Below are 22917 nucleotides of genomic sequence, written 5' to 3' on the forward strand. Positions count from 1 at the left end.
CTCATTTAAAAGAGCAGGGAATTACGATACATATTGTTACTTTTAAGGATTATTATGAAGATTTTAGCCATGAGTTAAAAAATCATTTTTCCAACAATATGTTTGAATTTAATATTCAACCGAATATGATTTTTGAATTAAATCCAGAATGGAAAACGAAAGAGGATTATATGGCTGCTCTTTCTAAGAAATACCGAGACCAATACAAACGATCTCATAAAAAATTTAACGGTATTATTACTCAAGAATTAGCTTTAGATGAGATTAAAAAACATGAAGAACGTATATACGATCTCTATCTTCATGTAGCAAAGAATGCTCCTTTTAATACTTTTTTCTTATCTAAACATCATTTTTATACTTTTAAGAAACAATGTGGTGATCGTTTTAAACTGATAGGCTATTTTTTAAATGCTAATTTAATTGGTTTTCACACATTGCTTTTAAATGGCGATTTACTGGAAACTTATTTTTTAGGATATGATGAATATGTCCAAAAAGAAAATATGTTGTATTTAAATATGCTGTACAACATGACGGAATTTGGCATTGAAAATAGGTTTACAAAAATTATCTTTGGTAGAACCGCTTTGGAGATCAAAAGTTCTATAGGCGCAAAACCTGTTATAATGTCTGGTTTTATTTATCATAGAAATAAAATCATCAATCGTTTTATTCCTAAAATTTTTACTCGTTTAGAGCCTGAAATCTCATGGCAGCCGCGTCATCCTTTTAAATAATTTTGGTTACAAGTAAGCAATATTCTGAGTTATAAAAGAATATTGCTTACGAAGTACTAAAAACTAAGATTCTAATTCTATTTGTACATTTTCCCAATCTTCCATTAGTTTTTCTAGTTCTTTTTTCTTGTTTTCATAAACGGTAAAAAGGACGTATCTTGTGATAATTTCTCATAGTTTTCAGCTAATGCAAGATCATCTTTTTGAATTTTTCTTTCTAATTCTTGAATTTGACTTTCTATCTTTGATAATTTATTTTGTAATGCTTTTTTAGCTTTTTGTTCTTCATAACTCAAATTTTTAGTTGGAAGATTAAGATTTGATTCAGGTTTAACTTCATCTCTTTTCTCTACTTCGCGAAAATTATCTACATTGCGTTGTTCTAAGAAAAAATTAATATCGCCTAAATATTCTTTAATTTTTTGATCTTTGAATTCATATACTGTATTGGCCATTCCTTGCAAAAAGTCACGATCATGAGAAACTAATAATAAAGTCCCTTCAAACTTTTGAAGCGCGGCTTTTAATACGTTTTTAGACTTAATATCTAAATGATTGGTAGGTTCATCCATTACTAACACATTAAAGGGCTGTAACAACAATTTACATAGTGCTAAACGATTTCTTTCTCCTCCTGAAAGTACCTTTACTTTTTTTTCCACGTCATCTCCGCGAAATAAAAAAGCACCTAGCATATCACGTACTTTAGAACGATTAGAATCTGTAGCCGCATCTATCATGGTATCTAAAAGTGTTTTTTCACCATCTAAATACTCCGCTTGGTTTTGAGCAAAATATCCTAATTGTACATTATGACCTAATTTAATCATTCCTTCAAAAGGAAACTCCTTAACAATTGCTTTTATAAAAGTAGATTTCCCTTGTCCATTTTGTCCTACAAAGGCAATTTTACTTCCTCTTTCTATGTTTAAAGAAATATCTTTTAGAATTGTTTTTTCGCCATAGGATTTTGTAACCTTTTCGGCTTCTACTACCACACGACCCGGCACTACTGAAACAGGAAATGAAATACTCATAACGGAGTTATCGTCTTCATCTACTTCAATAACCTCCATTTTATCTAATTTTTTAATAAGTGATTGCGCCATGGAGGCTTTAGTTGCTTTAGCTCGAAATTTTTCGATTAATTTTTCTGTTTCTTCTACTTTTTTGAGTTGGTTTTTTTGTGTTTGCAGTTGTTTTTCACGAATTTCTTCTCTTAGTTCTAAATATTGTGTATAGGGTTTATTGTAGTCATATATTTTTCCTAATGAAATTTCAATTGTTCTATTGGTAACATTATCTAAAAACATTTTATCATGCGATACGATAACGACTACTCCTGGAAAAGTTTTTAGGAAATTTTCTAACCAAATGATACTTTCTATATCTAAATGGTTGGTAGGCTCATCTAGTAATAAGATATCATTGGTTTGTAATAATAATTTAGCTAATTCGATACGCATGCGCCAACCTCCAGAAAAGGTATCTGTTTGACTGTTAAAATCTTCTCTTTTAAAACCAAGTCCTAACAGGACTCTTTCTGCCTGCCCCACATAACTATATCCGCCTAGTATTTCATAACGATGTTGTAGATCACTTAATTTTTCAATTAATTCTGCATAAGATTCTGTTTCATAATCGGTACGGGTAGTTAATTCTTGATTAATTCTGTCTATTTCAAATTCTACTCGTTTAATATCTTCAAAAGCCATATAGGCTTCTTCTAATACTGTTCTTCCTTTCACAAAATCAATATCTTGACGTAAAAAGCCAATTTGCACATCTTTCTCAGTTGCAATATCTCCAGAATCAGGTTTAAAATCTCCTGAAAGAATTTTTAACAGAGTAGACTTTCCTGCTCCATTTTTTCCTACTAATCCAACGCGATCACCTGCGCCTAATCGAAAGGTTACTTCTTCGAATAGAAAGGTTCCTCCGAAAGAAATTGATAAATTGTGAATATTTAGCATAAAATGTTAATTAAAATATATATTCAAAAGCGTAAAAAAACTACCTTTGATAAAAAATTTTTGCAAATGTTAAAAAAGGATTGAAAATCAATAGCATTTTAACAGGAAGTTGTCCTAAATGTCAACAAGAAAGCATGTATAAGTCAAGCAACCTGTTTAACCCGAAGTATACAATCAAAATGAATGAACATTGCTCTCACTGTGGATTACAGTATTCAATGGAACCTTCATTTTTTTATGGTTCCATGTATGTCAGTTACGCCTTAGGTGTTGCATTTGGTGTAGCTGCATTTATCATTTGTTATGTATTCTTAAAAACTAGCTTAAAAACAGCCTTTATTGGTATAAGTTTAACACTTATTCTTTTTATGCCTGTTATTATGAGACTTTCTAGAAATATCTGGATTAGCTTTTTTGTTTCTTATGATAAAAATTGGCAATTAGATTCCAAAAAGTAATCATTTATGAAGCTGTCCTAAGAGATCTAAACTTAGGATTGAAGTACAAACTAAATACTAAGTTGTTATTTTTAGGACAGCTTCTTTTTTAAAATATATACTTATATCCCAACCCAAAGGTATTAAAATTATATTGAGACTTAAAATTAATATCTGCGGATACTTTTAGATAACTCTTTTTAGCATTTTGTAATGGGAATTCATTCTGAAATTTATGAAACTACTTTCAAAAGAATCAAAATAATAGGCTCCTGAAGTATGTAATTTAAATTTACTATAATCATCTCCAAAATTAGCTTCTATACCTGCTCCTCCGAAATATCTATTTTTAATTAGATAAACGGGGCTAACTTTTACTCTTTCACTGATATTAGAAAACTGACAAAAGGCTTCCAAATAGGGAATTACTTTAAAGTTTTTTTCTCTGTTTGATGCTGTTTTTATTTTCGAACTTAATGTAATATTAACATTTGAAAGTTTAGGGTAATAATCTGTTATAACATAAGAATCTACTTCTAAAAATTTAAAATACTTATTATAAGCTCCATTCCATTGTAGTTGATATACATTTTCTTTATAGGCTTCCAAAAAGTTGGCGGGAATATATTCTAAATTGGTACTTAGATTGTATTTATTAGTTACCATATTAATACCCCCTTTTGCGTTATAATAAAATTTTCCACTCCAATCTTTTTCAAGACCTAATCCATAAGTATAAAAAAACTTATTAATCTGATCTGATTGTTTCTTTTTGAACTCATAAGCAAATTCTAATATGGTAGACACATTATTAGATGTTTGATCTACACTATATAATTCTTTATGTTTAACAAAAAAGTCATGAGAATTTCGTTTTTTATCATAGTGGCTGTATTTTAGATAATTCTGAAAATTGGTTTTCTTACCTACAAAATAGCTCAAAGTTGAATGCGCATCCAGATAATCACCATACAAATCTTTTAGTTTCATTTGAATTTTTTCTTTATTTATAGGTGTGAAAATGGTAGGATATTTACGTATTAATTCTTCCTGTGTTTCTATATCAAAGTAAATTATTTGTTCATTTAAATGTTCTTTTATTTCTTCAAATATTTTTTGATCTTTTATTTGTAGTAATACGCCACAGGCATCATCATATTTTCCTAAAACTTCATAAATCTGAAACATTTTTTGTTTCATCGATTCATCGTTTGGATTTTGGCTTATATATTTACGATAGTACTGTTCAAGTTCTACATATTGTCTTAATTCAAACATCCATGACAAACGAGTATCTGCACTTATTAACGATGTAAACTCAGACCAATTGATGGCATTTTGATAATCTTCATTTTCGTTAACATAACTCCAACTGATATCTGAAACTAAGTTTTCATTAAAATAAGAGGTAGCAGGGTCTAATGTATTTAAATATTGAAAAGCTTCCTCTTTTGCATATACGAGGGCGTGATAAACGTATGCTTCTTGATTTTCGCAATTAGGTTCTAATTGAAATATTTTAAACAATACTTTTTTTATCTCATCATAATCTTCTGAAGGGGTAATAATCGACAAATATTCTTTTAGTACTGCTAATTTTTCATTATTCCATTGGTATTGATTACATATCCATTTTGTATGTAGTTCTTCAGATGAATATCCTAATATGTTGGATAATTCAAATGAATAATTAATATTATGTTTAGAAGGATATTTGTCGCAATGTTTTTCTAGTAATACCCAAACTTCATCACCTTTACCATCCCAAGACATATACGTCGCATATTTATTCCATACGGCATAATTAATTTTAGGTTGACTCAGCATTAAGGCTAATAATTTTCGTTTTTCTTCTTCGAGTTTTTTAAAATAATCTTCTGCACCTAATTTACCTGATAAAAAAAGTCCTCTATTTTTTTCAAATAGGTTGTATTCTTCTAGTACTTTATTATAAATTTGTTCCTCATCCATTATTTTTTTCTCTAAGGTAAATGATAATTTATTACCTGAATTAAGGGATACTAATTTACCTCCCATAAAATCTGTGATGGTATAATTTTTGGACTGACTGGCTAATTCTTCTTTATTCTTTTGACTTAATTCATCAAAATATACGCCCCAAGTATTTCCTTTTTCTGTAAACAAATCCGTTTCTTCTCGAACTGTGTATTTTTCACCTATTATTAAGTGTTGGTATTTAGATTCTCTCCATTTCATTACAATAGGAGCTGCATCTTTTACTGTATAAAACTCACTTTGTGGTTTTATTTCTTTAAATTCTGTTAAGAAATCATCAAAACAACTATATAATGTTTTTTTTCCTTTCTTCCAATTTAATCCGAGATCATTCCTTAGTTCATAGTTATATTTTTTCTTTTTCTTTTCTTTTGTATTACCTATTTGAAAAACATCATCTGGATGGACAAAATGAGTCCAAATTCCTGTATATAAATAAGTTGAGAAAATATTATAATATTTTTCATCATTAAAATAAAATCCACTGGACACCCTTGGGTAATCAAATAAATCTTTGTGATATGGTTCAAAATCAAACTCTCTATCTCCTCCCTCTTTTTTATCTCCTAAATACAAACTCGAAAAATATTTTAGAGAAGGCATTCCTCTTTTTAATTCGGCTATACCATAAGAATCTATATAATTGGAAGGGGGTACATAAGTTACCGGAAAATCTCCAAAATCATTAACTAGCCATTTTTTCTTAGTTGCTTTTAATGAAAAGAATATATCTTCAGGGTCTTTCCATTCTTCTTTTAATAGTGAAAAGTGATTGTAACCATGAAATCCTAACTCATGATTATCATTTAGTAGATCATGTGTTAAATAATTGGAGGTTCCTTTTTTAGTATTTCCTTTTTCTTTCATCTTGGCAAAATCCCATTGTTTAAAAGAAAAGGGGGCATGTCTTATATCGTCATAATCAAAAGCAAGTAGTGCGGTATATTTAATATTAAATTTTTGGGCTATTTTTTTCATATCAGGCCACCATCTTTTATATACGAATTCATTCATTGTCATATTGTATTCAGACTTGATTGGCTCCTGTTTGGAATCGTATAATGGGGAAGGAAAGTCATCTAAAAAGATGGTACTAGTATTAGCTAAAGGATAGGGTATGCCTGACAATCCTCGTAAAAGAAAAGCAAATAGTAATCCTCTATCTCTTTTTTCAAATGTTTTAGATGAGTTACAACAAATTACCTTACCCATACCTATATTATTTTCTATTAATATAGGCATCGTCATTTGGTTATCTGACCATATCCCTATATTTAGATCTTTTCTAAAATTAGATTTAGCAAAAGCAAAATGTTTGGTATCACTATATAAGTTTATTTGTCTCTTACCACCTAAAGGAATGGTGTTCAAACAGATACCTTTTGAAACGATATCATAACTCAAATCTGAATCATAACGCATTCCCCAAAAGAATATAAAACGTTGGTCATCTCCTATATTAGGAAAAATTAAAGTTCCTCCCGTACTGACAAACTTCAATAAAACAGGTATCGTTTGATTATTTAATCTTTTTGTATCATTAATAATAAGTACTCTGGCAGAGTTTTCAATTTTTAGTTGTTCATTAAATCTATCTACTATTTTAAAATTAAAAGGTATTTTGGTATAATCACATAACTTTCTAAAATGCTCATAATAGGTCATGGCCAAATCGTCCTTAGAATCTAATATATATTCTACGATAGGTTTTTTGCTCAGATTTGACAATTCATACGGCGATAACAAATCTTGCTGTTGCTTATCTCTTAGATAATCATTTTTTAATCTATAAAGGGAATCAAGACTATTACAACTAAAGAATAATGAAGAGAATAAGCAAAACACCAAAATTTTAAAAAACCATATTGGAAATTTGACTTGAAAACGGTTTGTTAATAATTTCATATACCTCTAATTGATTACTATCAAATATTTTTTTAATTTTTCTCTCTCTCAATTTTAAACGTCTGAATCTGTCTAGTATTTGAACATTTAATTCTTTATATTCGGGATTATTGTACTTAAAAACAAAGATACTTGAGGGTAAGATAAATTCTGGATGTTTAAAAAGGAATTTATTTCTTTTTATATTTTTCGCATAAATATAATCAACTTTCATATAATGCGCGGCAAGAAAATCTTTATAAGGTATAAAATAACGTCTTCCGCTACTTAAATTAAAATATTCATCTTTATTTACTACTGCATAAGTCCTGTCTAAATAATTTCTTAGAATCATTTCATTAACGCTTAATATATTTTGGTGTAATTTGTTGGTCTCATTCATTGGCAAAAACAACACACTCTTTTGCAAATAAGCCAGAATAAAAACAGAAAAAAGAATAACAGATCCTCCTTGGTATATAGGATATCTATTTTTTGAAAAAATTTTAATAAAGTCTAATACAATTGCAATATTTATTCCCATCAATATTGGAATAAAAACAGATAAAACTTTAAGTAATAAATCATTATCTATCCATTTGTTATCTATTTGTGTTAATAAATAAATAGCGGTTACAAACAAAAAGACGAGTACTTTTTTTCGCCATCCTTTTTTAAGAAAATAGCAGACAATAGGTTAAGAATAAAACCAACTACAAATATAATTTGATAATAAAATATTAATCTATCTATTTCTATTTTTATAAAAGGATTTGAAAAAGATAATTCTACATCAATTAAGGTTCTTCTTAAAATATTAGAGAAGCTTTCATGGTGCGTAATTAAAAACGTTTTATAAATAAAAATAATAATAACGAGTGAAAGAATATACATCTGAAGCACTACTAAGGATCTATTTTTTTTGAAATAAACGATTACCAGAAAAAGTACTAAAAAAGGTAATAATAAAAGGAAGGCGTATAAATCTAATAAGCCTATCGCTATAAAGGCTAATAAGAATTTAAAATATTGTTCTGCTTTTGTATAAGGTAATGTCTTTAGTTTAGTCATATAAATAACTAATGGCAATATCAATGTAAAAGAAAGCAAAGGGAACAACTCTGATAAAAATTTGTAATATCAGAGGGTAAGAATGTAAATCCTAAGATGTAATAAATTGTTACGAATATTGGTATAATAATCATAGATTTTGTTATTTTCTGGATGAACCAAAAAACAACAATAGTCATTGACAATAGTTGAAAAATAGAATATACATAAATGCTTATTTCTATGGAGGAATTCGTTATATGAGAAAGAAAGCTAACAAAGGCATAAACTCCTTCTGGGTTTATTTCTTCTGTAAACCACTTATTCATATCTTTTGCTTTTACTTTTTCAAGTGTATCAAACCAATTACTCGAAAAAAGATAATGATCAAACTTTATAAAATAAAAAGATATAATGCAAATAGAAAATAATAGAAAAAGTAAAGAAGAGATAATATAAACATTTCTTCTTTCTAATTTTAAATGGGCATTTGATAGAACAACCTTCCAATTAAATTCTTTATTTTCTACTTTTTTTAATACTAAAAGTAAACGTCTTTTAAACTTATTAACGATTATAGTAGGAAGTATTACTGGATTTCCTATACGCAAATAATCAAATAATCCAACAACCAAAAGTAAGCCTGTTACAACTAGACCATCGTATATTCCTAAATTAATTGTTATAAATAGGATGACTATGAGTAAACTGAAATACTCAAAATATTTTCTAATGATGCAGTCTAATAAATAATTAAAATCACGGCGTAACAATACGTATTTACGTGTTGCAAATAAAATAATTAAAACAATGATTAAAATTTTTAGTATTCCTACCCCTATGGCTGTGTAAACGTTCATACTAATCTTTTATTTTTTGCAAGGATATTTCTGATATACTATAAGTTATATTTTCCGTTTTAATTCTTTTTCTTATTTGTTTAATTTGGGTTTCATCAACTGCATATTCCAATAATAAAGGTTTTATTTTATATTTATTCATTGCTTTTTTTAGGTTTCCTAAACGTTCTGAAAAACTTTCATTATTTCTTATTAAATATCTTTTTTCTTTAAAATCATAATCTGTATATATTGATTCTATTAAGACATAATCTACTTGACCATGCAATAATTTCACTAAATCTAATCCCGCATTTTGCACTAAGACTTTATTAGGATATTCTTTTTTAATGGCTCTTACAAATGCAACTAAATCATCTTGAAGATTATACTGTACTCCATGTTCTGTAAAGTTATCTATGTTATCTAAAAAAAGCCCGTCATATCCCATGTAAAAAATATTTTGTATACGGCTTTTAAGAACTTTTTGAATTTTTGATGATCCAATATCTAGATAATAGCTATTCCAATCTGTGTTTTTTTCGCTTACAACGCTTCTTAGTAACTTATAATCCCTAGCATCTTCATTAATTTCTCCAAGACTTATATAAGCAACTACTTTTTTATTATTTCTTTTTAAATAAGAAACTTCATTGTATGTAAAATGAGCGGACTCTACGATTAATAAATCATAACCTGAAACTTTTGTTACATCAAATTTCCCATAACAGACCAAAAACTTAATCTTCGAATGAGAATTCAAAGAAAAACAAAGAAACAACATGATAAGCTTAAAATGACGCATAATAATAATAATCCATTTTTTAAAAAATTTATATAAATGATATGATGTAAATAACATAAAGAATACATTTCCTACTAAAAATCCTACAACACTAAGATCGTAAGAAAAAAATCTACTAAAAAACAGTCCGAAAACTAAATTAATTACAAAGGAATACAAAATACTTTTAAGAGGAATTTGTGGTTGTCCTAATGTAAAAAAATGCAAAACATTTAGGACGGAACATGAAAAGAAAAAATACCCCAAAGAACCTATAATGCAAACCTGTCTATTAATACTATTCAATTTTATTTCAAAAAAAGCATCATATCCATGAGGAGAATATAATATAAATAATTCTATTATAAAAGCAACACCGCTTGTAATGAGTAATAATAAAAAATTCCCTAAATAATTATCTATAAATCCTTTCCCATAATTTTGTATGCTACTGAGGGTAACTTCTGACTGTAATCTATCTAATAATTTTGCAAACCGAACGATTCCAAATTCAAACACACCTGCTACTAAAAGGTAAGTAAGTAAGGCTATATCCATTCCTATTTCATAATCTTTTTCAAAAAATATGAAATACAAGAATCGTTCTTTTTCGTGTACTGACCAAGCTATAATCCTATCTAAAAAAACATATAAAAAGAACAACATCCCGTAAAAAAAATACACATAGTTATTATATACAACAAATTCTCTTTTTACATCTTTTACTGTATAACTTGGGTCATACGCGTTATGTTTCTTGAAAAATCGCACCAAATATAACCATAAAATCAAAACTACAAAGCCTAATCCTATCCAATGGGTAAAATAAATGTACAATGGAGTAAAAACTTTTAATCCTAATGAAAAAGCGGAACCTACTATTATGACAACTGGAATTATGATTCTTTCTTTAAAAACGTATAAGGGTGCTATCATGAGTAACATAGAACCTATGAAGAGGGAATATATCCCACTTAAAATAGCCATTTGAAACGCGAAAAATTCTAACAAAAATGATAACAAAACAAATACAGCATTTACAAAAAATAAAAGTTTAAGACCAAATTTAATTAGATAAACAGTCGTTTGAAAAACCATTTTATTGTTTTTATGATTCCAATAAAAAGATATTTGTTTACTAATAACTGTCACAACTCCTCCTGTAAGGACTAAACTGGTTATAACTCCAATAACGACAGAAGTAGACTGTAAGATATTAAAATCTGAATATACCCATAAAGAATAACCAAAAACGACTACGCAAAAAACCTGAAAAAATATAGGGAAGACATAAAATATTCCTATCAAATAATCTTTAAAAAAATCTTTAATATCTTCTTTTGTCAATTTTATTGACATGATATTACTTTTTTCAAGAGGTATTTTATTGCTATATCTTTCTAAAATCTTTTTATATACTATTTGTGAAAGATTGGATATAGAGGAAAAACCATAATCATTCTGCACATCTATTTCTCGTATTCCAAAAGATTCAATTATTGCTTGTGTAACATTTACACTCATAGGCTTACCTACTCGTTTTTGAACTAAAAAAACGAGTTGTTCTACTTTATCATTTTTAACCTCTTCTTCCATCATCTTCTCATTTGTAATAGTTCTTCGTATATTTCTTCGTATTGATCAATAAACTTATCAATTGTAAATAATTCTTCTACTCTTTTTCTACAAGCAATCTTCATTTTTTCTCTTAAAACATGATCTTGTAAAAGTTTTAAAACAGCTTTTCCTATATCATCTGGATCTTTGGGTTTACATAATATTCCACAATCTTCATTTAAAGCTTCTGCTACTCCTCCTACATCAGTAGATACGACAGGTATACCACAGCTCATTGATTCAATAATTGTATAGGGAAATCCTTCAGAAATAGAAGTTAAAATAGAAATATCTCCTTCACAAAATACGACTTCAGGTTTAGGATTAGGTCCTAAAAAGAAAAAATTCTTTTGAAGCCCTAATTCATCTATCAACTTCAAACATTTTGAAGTATATTCGGGAACAGCATCATTTTCTCCATGTATTCTATACTGCACATTAGGTAATACATCGGCCACTACTCTACAAGATCTAATCATTGTTAAAATATCTTTTAACTCAAAAATTCGAGCCATTGCAACTACAGTTGGAATACCTTCAAATTCTTTAGGTTTTTCAAGAGGTTTAAAACGTAAATGATCAATACCATTATAAACTACCCTTAATTTACTTTGTTCTGCTCCATACATTAATTCCCATTTAAAATTAAATTTATTAACAGACATAATTATATCGGACTGATGGTATGAGGCTCTGGCAGAACATTCGGACAAACGAATTAAAAAATCTTTTAGAAAGTAGGAGCTATTAGATTGACTAATAGCTAAAATTCTTTCGCGTATATAAACACCATGCTCGGTTAATAGGATAGGAGTACCGTACAGATATTTTTGTATTATAGCTGGTAAAACAATAAAACTAGAAATTGTTAAGTGTATAATTTCAGTTTTAGGAAAATCAATAGAAATAGGTAATAAAAAATGATAAATCCAACGCATTGCATAGGTTAAATCTAAAAGAGAAATATCCTTTATACCATAATGTTCCGTATATAACATTAGCTCTTCTTTAAAGACATTCCAAATTTTTTCATTTTTAAATACAAGCTTGTAATCATTCTCTTGAAAAAAATACCACATTCCAACAAAAACTTCTATCAATTCATCTGCATCAATATGTTCGGAATAAATACAACCTAAAAGGCGTTTAAAAATGGGTATAAATTTTTTTTCAAGATCATCTAAAAAAGAAATTCTTTTTTAAAATAAAGTCATAATATGTATCATCAAATCGAATAACTTCTTTAGGCTCTAATGCGTACCAAATAGGTACCTGAACGACTTCTAAGATAGAGTCATTTAATGAATATTTAGGCTTCGTTTCATAGAAAGCATTTACTGAATAAATCTTAAAATTAAATTTATTGATTTTATTACATAGTATATGCGCCCAAGTTGACACTCCTCCTCCATGAAAAGGATAAGTTCCCTCTAAAGCCATAAGGATACTTGATTTGGACATAAAAAAGTTTAGTTTGTTTTCAGGCTATGAAAATAATTTTTTTTTACGAAATCTTTCTGTAGAAATATTTCTATCTAATTCTATTCCTTTTTCTATAAAATTGAATAAATTATGTGCTAACCAAGGACCTAACATAACTCCTCTAGTACCTAACCCATTTAAAATATGTAATCTTTTATGATCTGGATGAGTGCCTACCAAAGGCCTTCTATCTTTTACTGTTGGTCTAATTCCTGCAAAATGTTTAACAATTTCAAAATCACAATCAATCAATTCTTTCAAATCATTAACTAATTCTATTTTACCTTCTTCTGTGGGAATATCTGTTTTATCGTTCCAATTATATGTAGCTCCTACTTTAAATAAATCATTACCTATTGGTAAGATGAATATACTTGATTTTAAAATTACATCTAGCTTTAAATCGGGTGCTTTAATTATTAACAACTCTCCCTTTGTCCCATCTAGAGGAAGGTGATTAAAATAGGGATTATTTACAAGACCATATCCTTCTGCAAAAACAATATTCTTATATTTTTTTTCTTTATATTCTATAAATTCTTTAGAGAATTCTATAGAATTATAATCAAACCGTTCGTTAATAAAACTATTTTCAGTTTTTAAATAAGCAATATAGGCATCTATTAATATAGAAATTTCAACATATCCTGTACATACAACTTCTCCAAAACCAAAATTAGAAACGATTGACTCGTATTTTTTATGAATAATTTTTGAAGAAAGAAAGGGGGTTAAATTTGGTTTATCGCAAGCTTGAAACCAGTTATTTTGTTCTTCAATTGAAGCAAATTTTCTAAAAACAGGAATAGGAAATACAAAATTTGATTTTAATTTATTTTGAAGTGTATTTAAAAAAGGTAAACTAAAATCTATTTGTTCTTTTGCTTTCCAAACTTCACTAAATCTTTTTAGGATAACAGGATTATAAAGTCCTCCTGCAATCCTAGAAGAATTGGTAGAATAATCTTCTAAAATCATTACTGATTTCCCTTCACTTTTTGCTATTTCCGCAAAACTAATACCAGCTATACCTGAACCAATAATTAAATAATCAATCATAACACAAAGATAGAAAAACTCTTACTCTAAGAATACGTTTTCTTTATTTATATATTCTATAGTGATATAACAAATTATTTATAGTGTAACAAATTGTATATAAATTAAATTTAATACCCTAATTATTATTTTAATTCGATTTTCAACACATCATTCTATTGTTGTTTAACTTAAATTCTGTATTAGACTTAAACGAAGTGAATTGATAAAACCAAACTATTTACTTTATTTTTCTTCCAATTCAAGCATGTAATCCCGTTTCAATCTCAAAATAGTTTCTTATTTCTTCTTCTAAAATTTTTCCGTGAGCACTTAATTTTATTAAAATTTACGTTTCACAACAAAGTCTAATGCTAATCAAGGTTTAATATATCCTAAACTTCATGTAATAAAATAAATTTAGAAAATTCACATTTACTATCAAGATTTGTCAAAATAAATAAGAAAGACTCCTACTATAAAAGCAGGAGTCTTTCTTATGTAATTGGAGAGATTTATATTAATAAGTCCACATATCTTGTTCAAAATCACGGATCTTATCTCTTACTCTTTGTGCTTCTATTAGTTGCATTAAAGAGTTATCTTTCATGTATTTAGATATATCACGGTCATTATAAATATTTTCTTCTTTATAAATAACTGAGTTAAATCTTCTAGAATTTAATATACGATCAAAAGATATAGGCATAGAAGTATTTTTTTCATTAAAAGCTTTAGCTTCATGCAGTATTTCTCTTGCATTTGGATAAAAAATCCAAAATAAATCGATATAATCCTTTTCTTCTTCTGATTTACCCATGGTATAAACATCTGGTATAACTGGACAAATTCCTAAGATTCGGTAACGCAGATCCGATTGTCTTTTATCAAAATACCATAATCCTACTATTTTATAATCAGAAACATCAATAGAAGCTAGATCTGTTTTATTGATATACTCAGGAGAAATGAATTTTGAAGCAGGAATCACTTTCGTTTCAACACCTACTTTTTTACGTTTCTTCCCTGTACCTTCATACACTGGAACTTCTACTGTTCTACTTCTATAAGCATTGATATCTGAGTTCATCTCTTCACGACCTGCATCAGTAGTGTCAATTTTAGTAAGTGAAGCCGCAATATCCTTTAATGTCTTCTTCTCTCTAAAATAGCTATCACCATACACTTCGGTAATTTTACCTGATTTTATTCCTTTTACTAAAACATCATAAAGTGATCGACGATCAGAACCTATACTTATTGTATCAATCGGATAATACAAAGAAAAGTTAATACGCTCATCTAAGTCAATTATTTCCCATACTTTTTTGGACATCAAGATATCTCTGTCGTCTACATAACCATAGTCTAAAGGTTTGTCATTATCCTTAGTTTGTTGAGCTGCAGATTTCAAACCAATTTCTTGAGGTTTTTTTGCATTCAACAAATTTGATTGAGCGAAAGTTGATATACTTCCACTAACAAAAAGTGTTAATACTAAATTTCTCCAATTCATACTTTTATATTTGAGGCGTTTAAAAATTAAACGAAATTTATGGAATTATTATTGTACTTCATAAGTACAAGATGATACACGTTTAGCAACTTGTTCTATTCCTGAAAAAGATGCTTTTATTTCAGAAATCACAACTACATCACCTCTTTGTGCTTTTTGAATAGCACCTTTGCTCTAGCATCCATTTTGTTACCTGTAACTACTATTGTTGGTTGACCGGGAACTTTAACATTAAATTGTGTAACGCGTACATCTACTGGAAAATCAAAATCTTCCATTTCTGCAGTTACAGTACACACTTCTAGGTTAGATTTAGAACCTTTTGCTGAAATTTCCCCACGAACCTTTCCTGTAGGGGCTGGTAATCCTTTTATACGGAATTCTTTCTTATCGGAAACAACTTTACCATCTGGTAATTTAGCGTTTACATTAATCATTAATGATGTACCGGGACCTGGTTTTAAAATATATTTACCATTTCCTGTTTTGGTCATACACGGAGCCGATGCGTTTACATTGTTGTCAGCTACACCTGCAAAAGAAATTGAAATTGGATTGGGTACACCACGATATACCACATTCATCTTATCTGCAGAAATAGTAGCTGAATTTGGACGAGGTACTACTACATAAGTTCCAGCAAATTTCAACGGAATTGTCTTACCATCTTCTAAGAATGTAAATTGTCCATTGATATTTTGCTCTCCTACTCCACCTGCAGTGGTTGAAATAACAGCTTGTCCATTTTCTAAACGCCCGGTCCTTGAAAAGAGGTTGGCTTTGTATTTTCATCATAACGACCTAATACAACCTTTCCTTTTACTTGCTCTCCTTGGAAATACGCGTTCTTTTCTAATACTACAATTGCTTGGTAGTTGCTATAAGAAGCCGCTTGTACAGCAGCTTTACCTAAAGCCGCACTAATTACATCTGATTCCGCTTTTTTAGCATCGTTTTGCCAAGCTGACAACTTAGCTAAAGATGCGATTGATGGAAAGCCTTTAAAATGATAATTTAAAAACTTATCTTTTGACCCGTCTGTTTTTACTACATCCTTAGTATCAAATTTACTTAAAACTTCGTTTAATATATGTGCATATTTTTTCTCAGAACCTAATGCACTTTTTAAATCTGATCTATATGTTTCAATAGCATCAATAACTGATTTACCTTTAGCGGTGTAGTTTTCTCCTTGAAACCATGATTCATCTAGTTTATCACCTTTATCCATAGACTCATAAGGTAATTTACCATTTTCTAGTTCAACATCTTTTGTAAGATCTGCCTTTATACCATCTATGAATGAATAAAACTTATTTGAAGCAGCTTCTACTTTATGTGCTGTTGCTGCTGCCATTGCAAATTCTCCTTTAGCTTCAGCTGCTTTTTGATCTAAAGAAGCTAACATTTGCTGATTAGTAGATTTTGCTGATTGATTAGACCCTTCAAACCTTTCGTTCATTAAACCAAATGCTGAAAGAACCTCTTTTGACATATTCATTGCCAACATAGCGACGAAAACCAAATACATAAGGTTCACCATCTTCTGTCTAGGACTTAAATTACCTCCTGCCATTCTTTTAAAATTTTTTAGTTATTAAATAATTATATAAAAAGACAAGAAGATTATCCTCTATTACTCATAGCAGACAACATACCACCATATACGCTGTTTAGTGTAGCGATATTTGTTGTCATAGATTGCATTTGTTCTTTTAATTTGGCTGCGTTTTCTGCAATTTCTTGATTTGCTTCTGCATTACGTGAAGCACTTTCTAATTGAGATTTGTACAAGTTATTTAAAGATGCCATATTATTGGCTGCTGCTAACATTTCGTCTGCATATTTCTTTTGTCCTGCAATAGCATCTACAGTCGGTGCCATATTTTTAGCTGCTCCTTCAAAATTTTTGATACTATTTCCTAAACTAGCCATTAATTCACCATCAATTTTGGCTTCCTTCAACATAGCGTCTAATTTTTGAGACAGTACTCCTTGTGCTTCAACTGGCTCTTCTTTTCTTGCTTTTTTAGCAGTTGGCTGCCCTCCTGCTAATTCAGGATAAACTAAAGTCCAATCCAACTCTTGAGCAGGTGTTTCAAATGCAGATAAACCGAAAATTAAAGCTTCTGTTCCTAAACCAGCAATAAGCATAGCACTTGCTCCTGGCCAGTGCATTAATTTAAATAAAGCTCCAACGATTACTACTGCCGCACCAAACCCGTATGCGAAGTTCATTACTTTAGGTGATAAAATTGCCATAATAATAAATTTTAGTTAAGTTAATAATTTATGTTTGGTATATAAAAAAATAGAATTTAAAAATCTTTAATTTTGATTATTTTCCTGTTGATTCTGTTCCCATATAATCTTGGATAGTACGGAAACCTATATAACTTCTAGCTGAATCTGCGTATTCAAAATCACGAGTACTAACTTGTAAAAAGTATGCTACATCTTTCCAAGAACCTCCACGTGTTACTTTACGCATATTTTTTTGTTCAGAAACATTTGGATTCATTGTTGATAAGAATTCATAGGCTGTAGGATCGTAAGATGAATCTGTCCACTCTGCTACGTTACCTGCCATATTATACAATCCATAATCATTAGGTTCATAAGCATCTACCTCAACGGTATATAGTGCCTGATCAGCTGCATAGTCTCCTCTAGAAGGTTTAAAATTAGCTAAATAACAACCTCTATCATTTTTAGCATAAGGACCTCCCCAAGGGTAAGTACCTGATTCTAGACCTCCACGTGCTGCATATTCCCACTCTGCTTCTGTTGGCAAACGATAAGAACTTACATTGTCCTTATGCGATCTTTTTCTTGCCCCATTATGATATAAAGTTCTCCATGCACAAAATGCCTTTGCTTGTTTCCATGAAACACCTACTACTGGATAATCACCATAAGCTTGATGCCAAAAATAATCATTATGCATAGGTTCATTATAAGAGTAAGCAAAATCTTTAATCCATACTGTTGTATCTGGATAAATAGTTACTTCTTCTTGCTTAATAAACTCTTTACGCTTACCCACTTTCGCTTTGGCAGCTGCTTGGATATCCATCCAAGTGTATTTAAATTTTAAATTTTCAGAACGCAATGTTCTTAAACCATTGTAAGCTTCTGCTGCAGGAATGTACATAGAATCCATTACTTCTGTATAATACGCATCAGGATACTCGCTTGTTTTCCACTTGATTGGAATTTTTTTATTTAATTTTCTTCCTGAATATGGATCATCTCCTGTACCAATACTATTGTAATTATCATACATATACTTGTCGTAAACTGACATTTTAGTTGTATCAGCATCTAGGAACGCATAATCTGCTATGCTACCACCTTTTGATGATTTCTTTCCATCATTTTTTTGACCTAACTCATCAGCCGCTATTGCCAACTTAGTTCTAACAATAGAATCTCTCACCCAATGCACGAATTGGCGATACTCACTATTTGATATCTCCGTTTCATCCATATAAAATGAACGTACCGTTACTGTTTTTGTTGGCGCGTCTTGAATGTTAGCTAAATCATCATCTGATTTACCCATGATAAAAGAACCCCCCGGAACCAATGTCATCCCATAAGGTTTTTCAGGATGCCAAGCTTTCCCCTTGACACCAACAAGCTGGCCATTGTCTTTTGAACCGCAGCTGTATAAAAACATAACAAGTACTGCTGATAAAATGAACTTCTTCATATAAATTTGGGTTATGTATGTATTCACTTCTACTTTAAGAATGTAAACCTATTTATTTATTTCCTAATTACCAAAAAAACGTTAAAAAACTTACAAAAAAAAATTCTACAATAAATTTTTACGTTGTGCTTTCCACCATCTTTCTGGAACGACTCCTTCACAAGCATCTAAATAATCATCATAGGTACAAGGTAGTAACGTATTTTTTTTAAGTTTATTGTAAGAATTTGACAAAAAAGGTATTTCTATCCACCAACGACCTGTTTTATCACTCTTATAAAAAACAAGTTCTTCTTCTAAAGGCACTATGTATTTGATAAAATTACTTTTTGTTCCAAAAGGATATTCATTAGAACGGTAATGATAGCCTTCTATAAAGTACCATATCACTTGCGCTATCAAAACGGATTCAGAATTTGTATATCCATGATTAAAGACGCCAAAAGAGCTTACCTTATCACTAATTCCTGCATATCTTGAAAAAGCACAAATTTCTTTTCCTGAAAAGCCATTAGGCATAAAATCTTTAAAATTTCCTGAATTGGAAGACATAACAGAGTTCATATCTATGGAAACTAAATCGGCATCTCTCAAAACAGGCTCTGTAATGGTGGGATCATGCGCTACTTCTCCTAACCTGTAAGCATCAAAATATAATTTTTGTATTAAATCGATTTCTTCTTGTGAGTTAAAATATGTTTGATACCCAATATTACTATAATTAAATAAATTATTAGGTTCATCAACTATCATTTTAGTTAAATAAGAACCCGCTAGGAATCCGTTATCTCTAGCAAAATCAAATTGACTATCAATTGTAACAACATTAACCATTTGTTCTAAACGATCATAACCACGATACATAGCATACGTTAAGTCTTGTGATCCTCCTATAACTATTGGAATAATATTATTCTTTACTAGTTGTTCTACTACTTCTCTCAGAACAAAATAAGTATCCTCTAGTGTTTCCCCTCCTACGATATCGCCTAAATCAACGATATTAGCATTCCAATTACCGGGATATAACGCATACAAAGATTTTCTTATTGAGGACAAATCAAGATTTCTGTTTTCCTTTTCATTCCCTCTTTCTTCTAATACTCCAACAATAGCTATTGACACTTCTCTTAGGTCTGGAAATTCTTCAGCTGTATTAAACTGTATTTTCCTGCCTAAAGTAGCTTCAGAAAAGCCGTAAAGATCAATTAACAAATCTACATCTAAAGGTTTTAAAAAATCAAACACCATTATTTACTTTTTTTGACAGTTGTTTTTTTAGGTGTTGCTTTTTTAGCGGGTGTCTTTTTACAGGTGCTTTTTCTTGAATCATTTCCTGTACTTTTTCTAATGTTAATTGTGAAGCATCAATATCTTTACTTAACTCAATTTTAATCTTCCCTTTCAGAATAACAGAACGTCCCCATCTGGCTTTTTCAACTCGAATTCCTTCGGACTCCCAATTGTGGATTAATTTTTCACTTTCTTTTTTAATTTATCTTCTATTAATTCTATGATATCAGAATTAGATAATTGATCAAAATTATATTTTTTATTAACATTAATAAATATGCCATTCCATTTAATAAATGGTCCAAAACGTCCTACTCCTTTTTGGACATCCATTCCTTGGTATTGTCCTATAGGTGCATCTGCTTTGTTTTTTTCATCTATTAATTGTTTGGCTCTTTCTAAGGTCACATCCAAAGGATCTTCTCCTTTTGGTAATGATATAAAAGTTTTTCCAAATCTTACATAAGGCCCAAACCTTCCATTATTCACTTCCACTTCTTCTTCATTATACTCTCCTAACATCTTTGGCAGTAAAAAAAGATTTAATGCTTCTTCTAAAGTAACAGTTCCTATGTTTTGTTCTGCTCGTAAACTAGCAAATTGTTTTTCTTCATCATCTGCGTTTCCTATTTGCACCATGGGACCAAATTTCCCTAAACGAACTGAAACTTGTTTACCTGTTTTAGGATCTATTCCTAGGATTCTTTCTCCGCTTTCGCGTTCAGCATTTTTTTCTACATTTTGAACATTCGGATGAAAATGTTTATAAAAATCATCCATCATATTTTCCCATTCTTTATTCCCTACTGCTATTTCATCAAAATCTTGTTCTACTTTTGCTGTAAAATTGTAATCTAGAATGGTTTCAAAATTTTTTACTAAAAAATCATTTACGATTGTTCCAATATCCGTTGGTACTAATTTTCCTTTATCAGAACCCACATTTTCAATTAAGATTTCTGATTTTACTTCATTATTTCTTAAAATGAGTTGACTATATTTTCTTTCAGCTCCTTCAAAATTACCTTTTTCAACATAATTCCTATTTATAATTGTTGAAATAGTCGGCGCATACGTAGAGGGACGTCCGATCCCCAGTTCTTCTAATTTTTTCACTAAGGAAGCTTCTGTATAACGAGCAGCTGGTCTTGAAAAACGTTCTGTAGCTGTTATATAATTATTTTTTAAATTTTCATTTATTTTAAGAGCTGGCAACATCCCTTCTTCCTTTTCATCTTCGTCATCATTTCCTTCTAAGTATACTTTTAGAAACCCTTCAAACTTAATAACTTCTCCTGTTGCTCCAAAAATTTCTTTATGATTACTAGCTTCAATTTTCACATTAGTACGTTCTAATTGCGCATCGCTCATTTGAGAGGCAATAGTACGTTTCCATATTAAATCGTACAAACGAGATTGGTCTCTATCTAACTGTACTGTATGGCGTGACATATCAGTAGGTCGAATTGCTTCGTGGGCTTCTTGCGCTCCTTTGGATTTAGTTGCATAATGACGTGGCTGACTAAATTCTTTTCCGTAGTAATTAGAAATTTCTGCTTGTGCGGCACCCATTGCTTCTTGAGAAAGATTTACACTATCGGTTCTCATATAAGTAATCAACCCCGCTTCATACAAACGTTGTGCTACCTGCATCGTTATACCTACTGGCATATATAATTTACGGGCTGCTTCTTGTTGCAAAGTAGATGTTGTAAAAGGAGCGGCTGGTGATTTTTTTGTTGGTTTAGTTTCTAAATCAGCAACTTTGTAATGCGAACCAATATTTTGTTGTAAAAATTTTTGCGCTTCATCTTTAGAACTAAAATTCTTAGACACTTTTGCTTTAAAAGTTTTTCCAGCTTCATTAACGAACTCTGCTGTAATACTATAAGAAGCCTCTGTCTTAAAATTTTGTATTTCTCGTTCCCGTTCTACTATCAAACGCACAGAAACCGACTGTACACGACCAGCAGAAAGTCCACTTTTTACTTTTTTCCAAAGCACCGGAGATAATTCATATCCTACTAAACGATCTAACACACGACGAGCTTGCTGTGCATTTACTAGATTATAATTAATCCCACGCGGATTTTCAATTGCTTTCTGAATTGCTGTTTTAGTAATTTCATGAAAAACAATTCGTTTAGTCTTTGTTTTATCTAATTTTAATTCTTCCGCCAAGTGCCACGCTATAGCCTCTCCCTCGCGGTCTTCATCGGATGCTAACCAGACCATTTCAGCGGTTTTAGACAAATCTTTTAGTTTTTTTACTAAAGTTTTTTTATCAGAAGAAACTTCATATTTAGGCTTGAACCTATTCTCTACATCTACTCCCATTTCTTTAGATGGTAAATCAGCAATATGTCCAAAACTTGATTCTACCTGAAAATCTTTTCCTAAAAACTTCTCTATAGTTTTCGCCTTTGCGGGCGACTCTACGATTACTAAATTCTTTGCCATTTGTAACGTTTATTTCTTCGGCAAAAGTAGAAGTTTTTTTTGAAATCCAATTTTTATGTAATTATATATTGTA

The 22917-nt window shown here is 30.0% G+C and carries 15 protein-coding genes and 3 pseudogenes; 2 read left to right on the plus strand and 16 right to left on the minus strand.

From position 1 onward, the window contains the following. Positions 1-98: 98 nt before the first annotated feature. A complete protein-coding gene (locus JJC05_RS16720; RefSeq protein ID WP_258929514.1) occupies positions 99-740 on the plus strand; it encodes a hypothetical protein in 642 nt (213 codons plus the stop codon). A 63-nt stretch (positions 741-803) separates the two neighbouring features. Here the strand turns inward: JJC05_RS16720 and JJC05_RS05255 are convergent. Continuing rightward, positions 804-2713: pseudogene (locus JJC05_RS05255) on the minus strand (ABC-F family ATP-binding cassette domain-containing protein). A gap of 80 nt (positions 2714-2793) precedes the next feature. Here JJC05_RS05255 and JJC05_RS05260 point away from each other — a divergent pair. Beyond that, positions 2794-3171, plus strand: a complete 378-nt coding sequence (locus JJC05_RS05260) for a DUF983 domain-containing protein (RefSeq protein ID WP_258929515.1) — start codon at positions 2794-2796, stop codon at positions 3169-3171. A 165-nt stretch (positions 3172-3336) separates the two neighbouring features. On the opposite strand, the gene JJC05_RS05265 is transcribed toward JJC05_RS05260, so the two are convergent. From JJC05_RS05265 to topA, 15 genes and pseudogenes are all read right to left on the minus strand, one after another. After that, positions 3337-6894, minus strand: coding sequence for a DUF2194 domain-containing protein (locus tag JJC05_RS05265; RefSeq protein WP_235878476.1), 3558 nt, complete (start codon positions 6892-6894; stop codon positions 3337-3339). 124 nt (positions 6895-7018) lie between these two features. Beyond that, on the minus strand, positions 7019-7693 hold the full coding sequence (locus JJC05_RS05270) for a hypothetical protein (RefSeq protein ID WP_235878478.1): 675 nt from the start codon (positions 7691-7693) through the stop codon (positions 7019-7021). Then, complete coding sequence (locus tag JJC05_RS05275; protein WP_235878480.1) at positions 7684-8121, minus strand: hypothetical protein; 438 nt, start codon at positions 8119-8121, stop codon at positions 7684-7686. Before JJC05_RS05275 ends, JJC05_RS05270 begins: the two co-directional genes overlap by 10 nt. A 20-nt stretch (positions 8122-8141) precedes the next feature. Further along, on the minus strand, positions 8142-8960 hold the full coding sequence (locus JJC05_RS05280; protein ID WP_235878482.1) for a hypothetical protein: 819 nt from the start codon (positions 8958-8960) through the stop codon (positions 8142-8144). Between the two features lies 1 nt (position 8961). Continuing rightward, on the minus strand, positions 8962-11322 hold the full coding sequence (locus JJC05_RS05285) for an endo alpha-1,4 polygalactosaminidase (RefSeq protein WP_235878483.1): 2361 nt from the start codon (positions 11320-11322) through the stop codon (positions 8962-8964). Further along, the gene (pelF, locus tag JJC05_RS05290) at positions 11319-12440 is read right to left on the minus strand and encodes a GT4 family glycosyltransferase PelF (protein ID WP_258929518.1); all 1122 of its coding nucleotides are present in this window, start codon (positions 12438-12440) and stop codon (positions 11319-11321) included. Before pelF ends, JJC05_RS05285 begins: the two co-directional genes overlap by 4 nt. A gap of 76 nt (positions 12441-12516) precedes the next feature. Next, positions 12517-12801, minus strand: coding sequence for a DUF3492 domain-containing protein (locus tag JJC05_RS16725; protein WP_258929520.1), 285 nt, complete (start codon positions 12799-12801; stop codon positions 12517-12519). 24 nt (positions 12802-12825) lie between these two features. After that, positions 12826-13881, minus strand: a complete 1056-nt coding sequence (locus tag JJC05_RS05295) for an NAD(P)/FAD-dependent oxidoreductase (RefSeq protein ID WP_105196156.1) — start codon at positions 13879-13881, stop codon at positions 12826-12828. A 499-nt stretch (positions 13882-14380) separates the two neighbouring features. Further along, complete coding sequence (gene porN / locus JJC05_RS05300) at positions 14381-15376, minus strand: type IX secretion system ring subunit PorN/GldN (RefSeq protein ID WP_105196155.1); 996 nt, start codon at positions 15374-15376, stop codon at positions 14381-14383. A 48-nt stretch (positions 15377-15424) separates the two neighbouring features. Then, positions 15425-16107 (minus strand): annotated as a pseudogene (gene porM / locus JJC05_RS17990) (type IX secretion system motor protein PorM/GldM). A gap of 17 nt (positions 16108-16124) precedes the next feature. Further along, a complete protein-coding gene (gene porM / locus JJC05_RS17995) occupies positions 16125-16952 on the minus strand; it encodes a type IX secretion system motor protein PorM/GldM (protein ID WP_309597422.1) in 828 nt (275 codons plus the stop codon). Positions 16953-17002: 50 nt separating this feature from the next. After that, on the minus strand, positions 17003-17638 hold the full coding sequence (gene porL / locus JJC05_RS05310) for a type IX secretion system motor protein PorL/GldL (protein ID WP_088392506.1): 636 nt from the start codon (positions 17636-17638) through the stop codon (positions 17003-17005). A 76-nt stretch (positions 17639-17714) separates the two neighbouring features. Next, positions 17715-19091, minus strand: coding sequence for a T9SS ring complex lipoprotein PorK/GldK (porK, locus tag JJC05_RS05315; protein WP_105196153.1), 1377 nt, complete (start codon positions 19089-19091; stop codon positions 17715-17717). Positions 19092-19196: 105 nt separating this feature from the next. Next, the gene (locus tag JJC05_RS05320) at positions 19197-20342 is read right to left on the minus strand and encodes a formimidoylglutamase (protein ID WP_235878485.1); all 1146 of its coding nucleotides are present in this window, start codon (positions 20340-20342) and stop codon (positions 19197-19199) included. Continuing rightward, positions 20342-22844: pseudogene (topA, locus tag JJC05_RS05325) on the minus strand (type I DNA topoisomerase). The gene JJC05_RS05320 and the pseudogene topA overlap by 1 nt, the downstream one beginning before the upstream one ends. Between the last annotated feature and the right edge of the window lie 73 nt (positions 22845-22917).

The sequence above is a fragment of the Flavobacterium davisii genome, from assembly GCF_019565505.1.
Lineage (GTDB): Bacteria > Bacteroidota > Bacteroidia > Flavobacteriales > Flavobacteriaceae > Flavobacterium > Flavobacterium davisii.

What these genes read in the sequence shown, in the direction of transcription:
- JJC05_RS05295 (WP_105196156.1), bottom strand. Translation starts at nt 13,881, where the DNA reads ATGATTGATTATTTAATTATTGGTTCAGGTATAGCTGGTATTAGTTTT.
- JJC05_RS16725 (WP_258929520.1), bottom strand. Translation starts at nt 12,801, where the DNA reads ATGTCCAAATCAAGTATCCTTATGGCTTTAGAGGGAACTTATCCTTTT.
- JJC05_RS05320 (WP_235878485.1), bottom strand. Translation starts at nt 20,342, where the DNA reads ATGGTGTTTGATTTTTTAAAACCTTTAGATGTAGATTTGTTAATTGAT.
- JJC05_RS05275 (WP_235878480.1), bottom strand. Translation starts at nt 8,121, where the DNA reads ATGACTAAACTAAAGACATTACCTTATACAAAAGCAGAACAATATTTT.
- JJC05_RS05280 (WP_235878482.1), bottom strand. Translation starts at nt 8,960, where the DNA reads ATGAACGTTTACACAGCCATAGGGGTAGGAATACTAAAAATTTTAATC.
- porM (WP_309597422.1), bottom strand. Translation starts at nt 16,952, where the DNA reads ATGGCAGGAGGTAATTTAAGTCCTAGACAGAAGATGGTGAACCTTATG.
- JJC05_RS16720 (WP_258929514.1), top strand. Translation starts at nt 99, where the DNA reads ATGTTTGAATTTAATATTCAACCGAATATGATTTTTGAATTAAATCCA.
- porK (WP_105196153.1), bottom strand. Translation starts at nt 19,091, where the DNA reads ATGAAGAAGTTCATTTTATCAGCAGTACTTGTTATGTTTTTATACAGC.
- porN (WP_105196155.1), bottom strand. Translation starts at nt 15,376, where the DNA reads ATGAATTGGAGAAATTTAGTATTAACACTTTTTGTTAGTGGAAGTATA.
- porL (WP_088392506.1), bottom strand. Translation starts at nt 17,638, where the DNA reads ATGGCAATTTTATCACCTAAAGTAATGAACTTCGCATACGGGTTTGGT.
- JJC05_RS05285 (WP_235878483.1), bottom strand. Translation starts at nt 11,322, where the DNA reads ATGATGGAAGAAGAGGTTAAAAATGATAAAGTAGAACAACTCGTTTTT.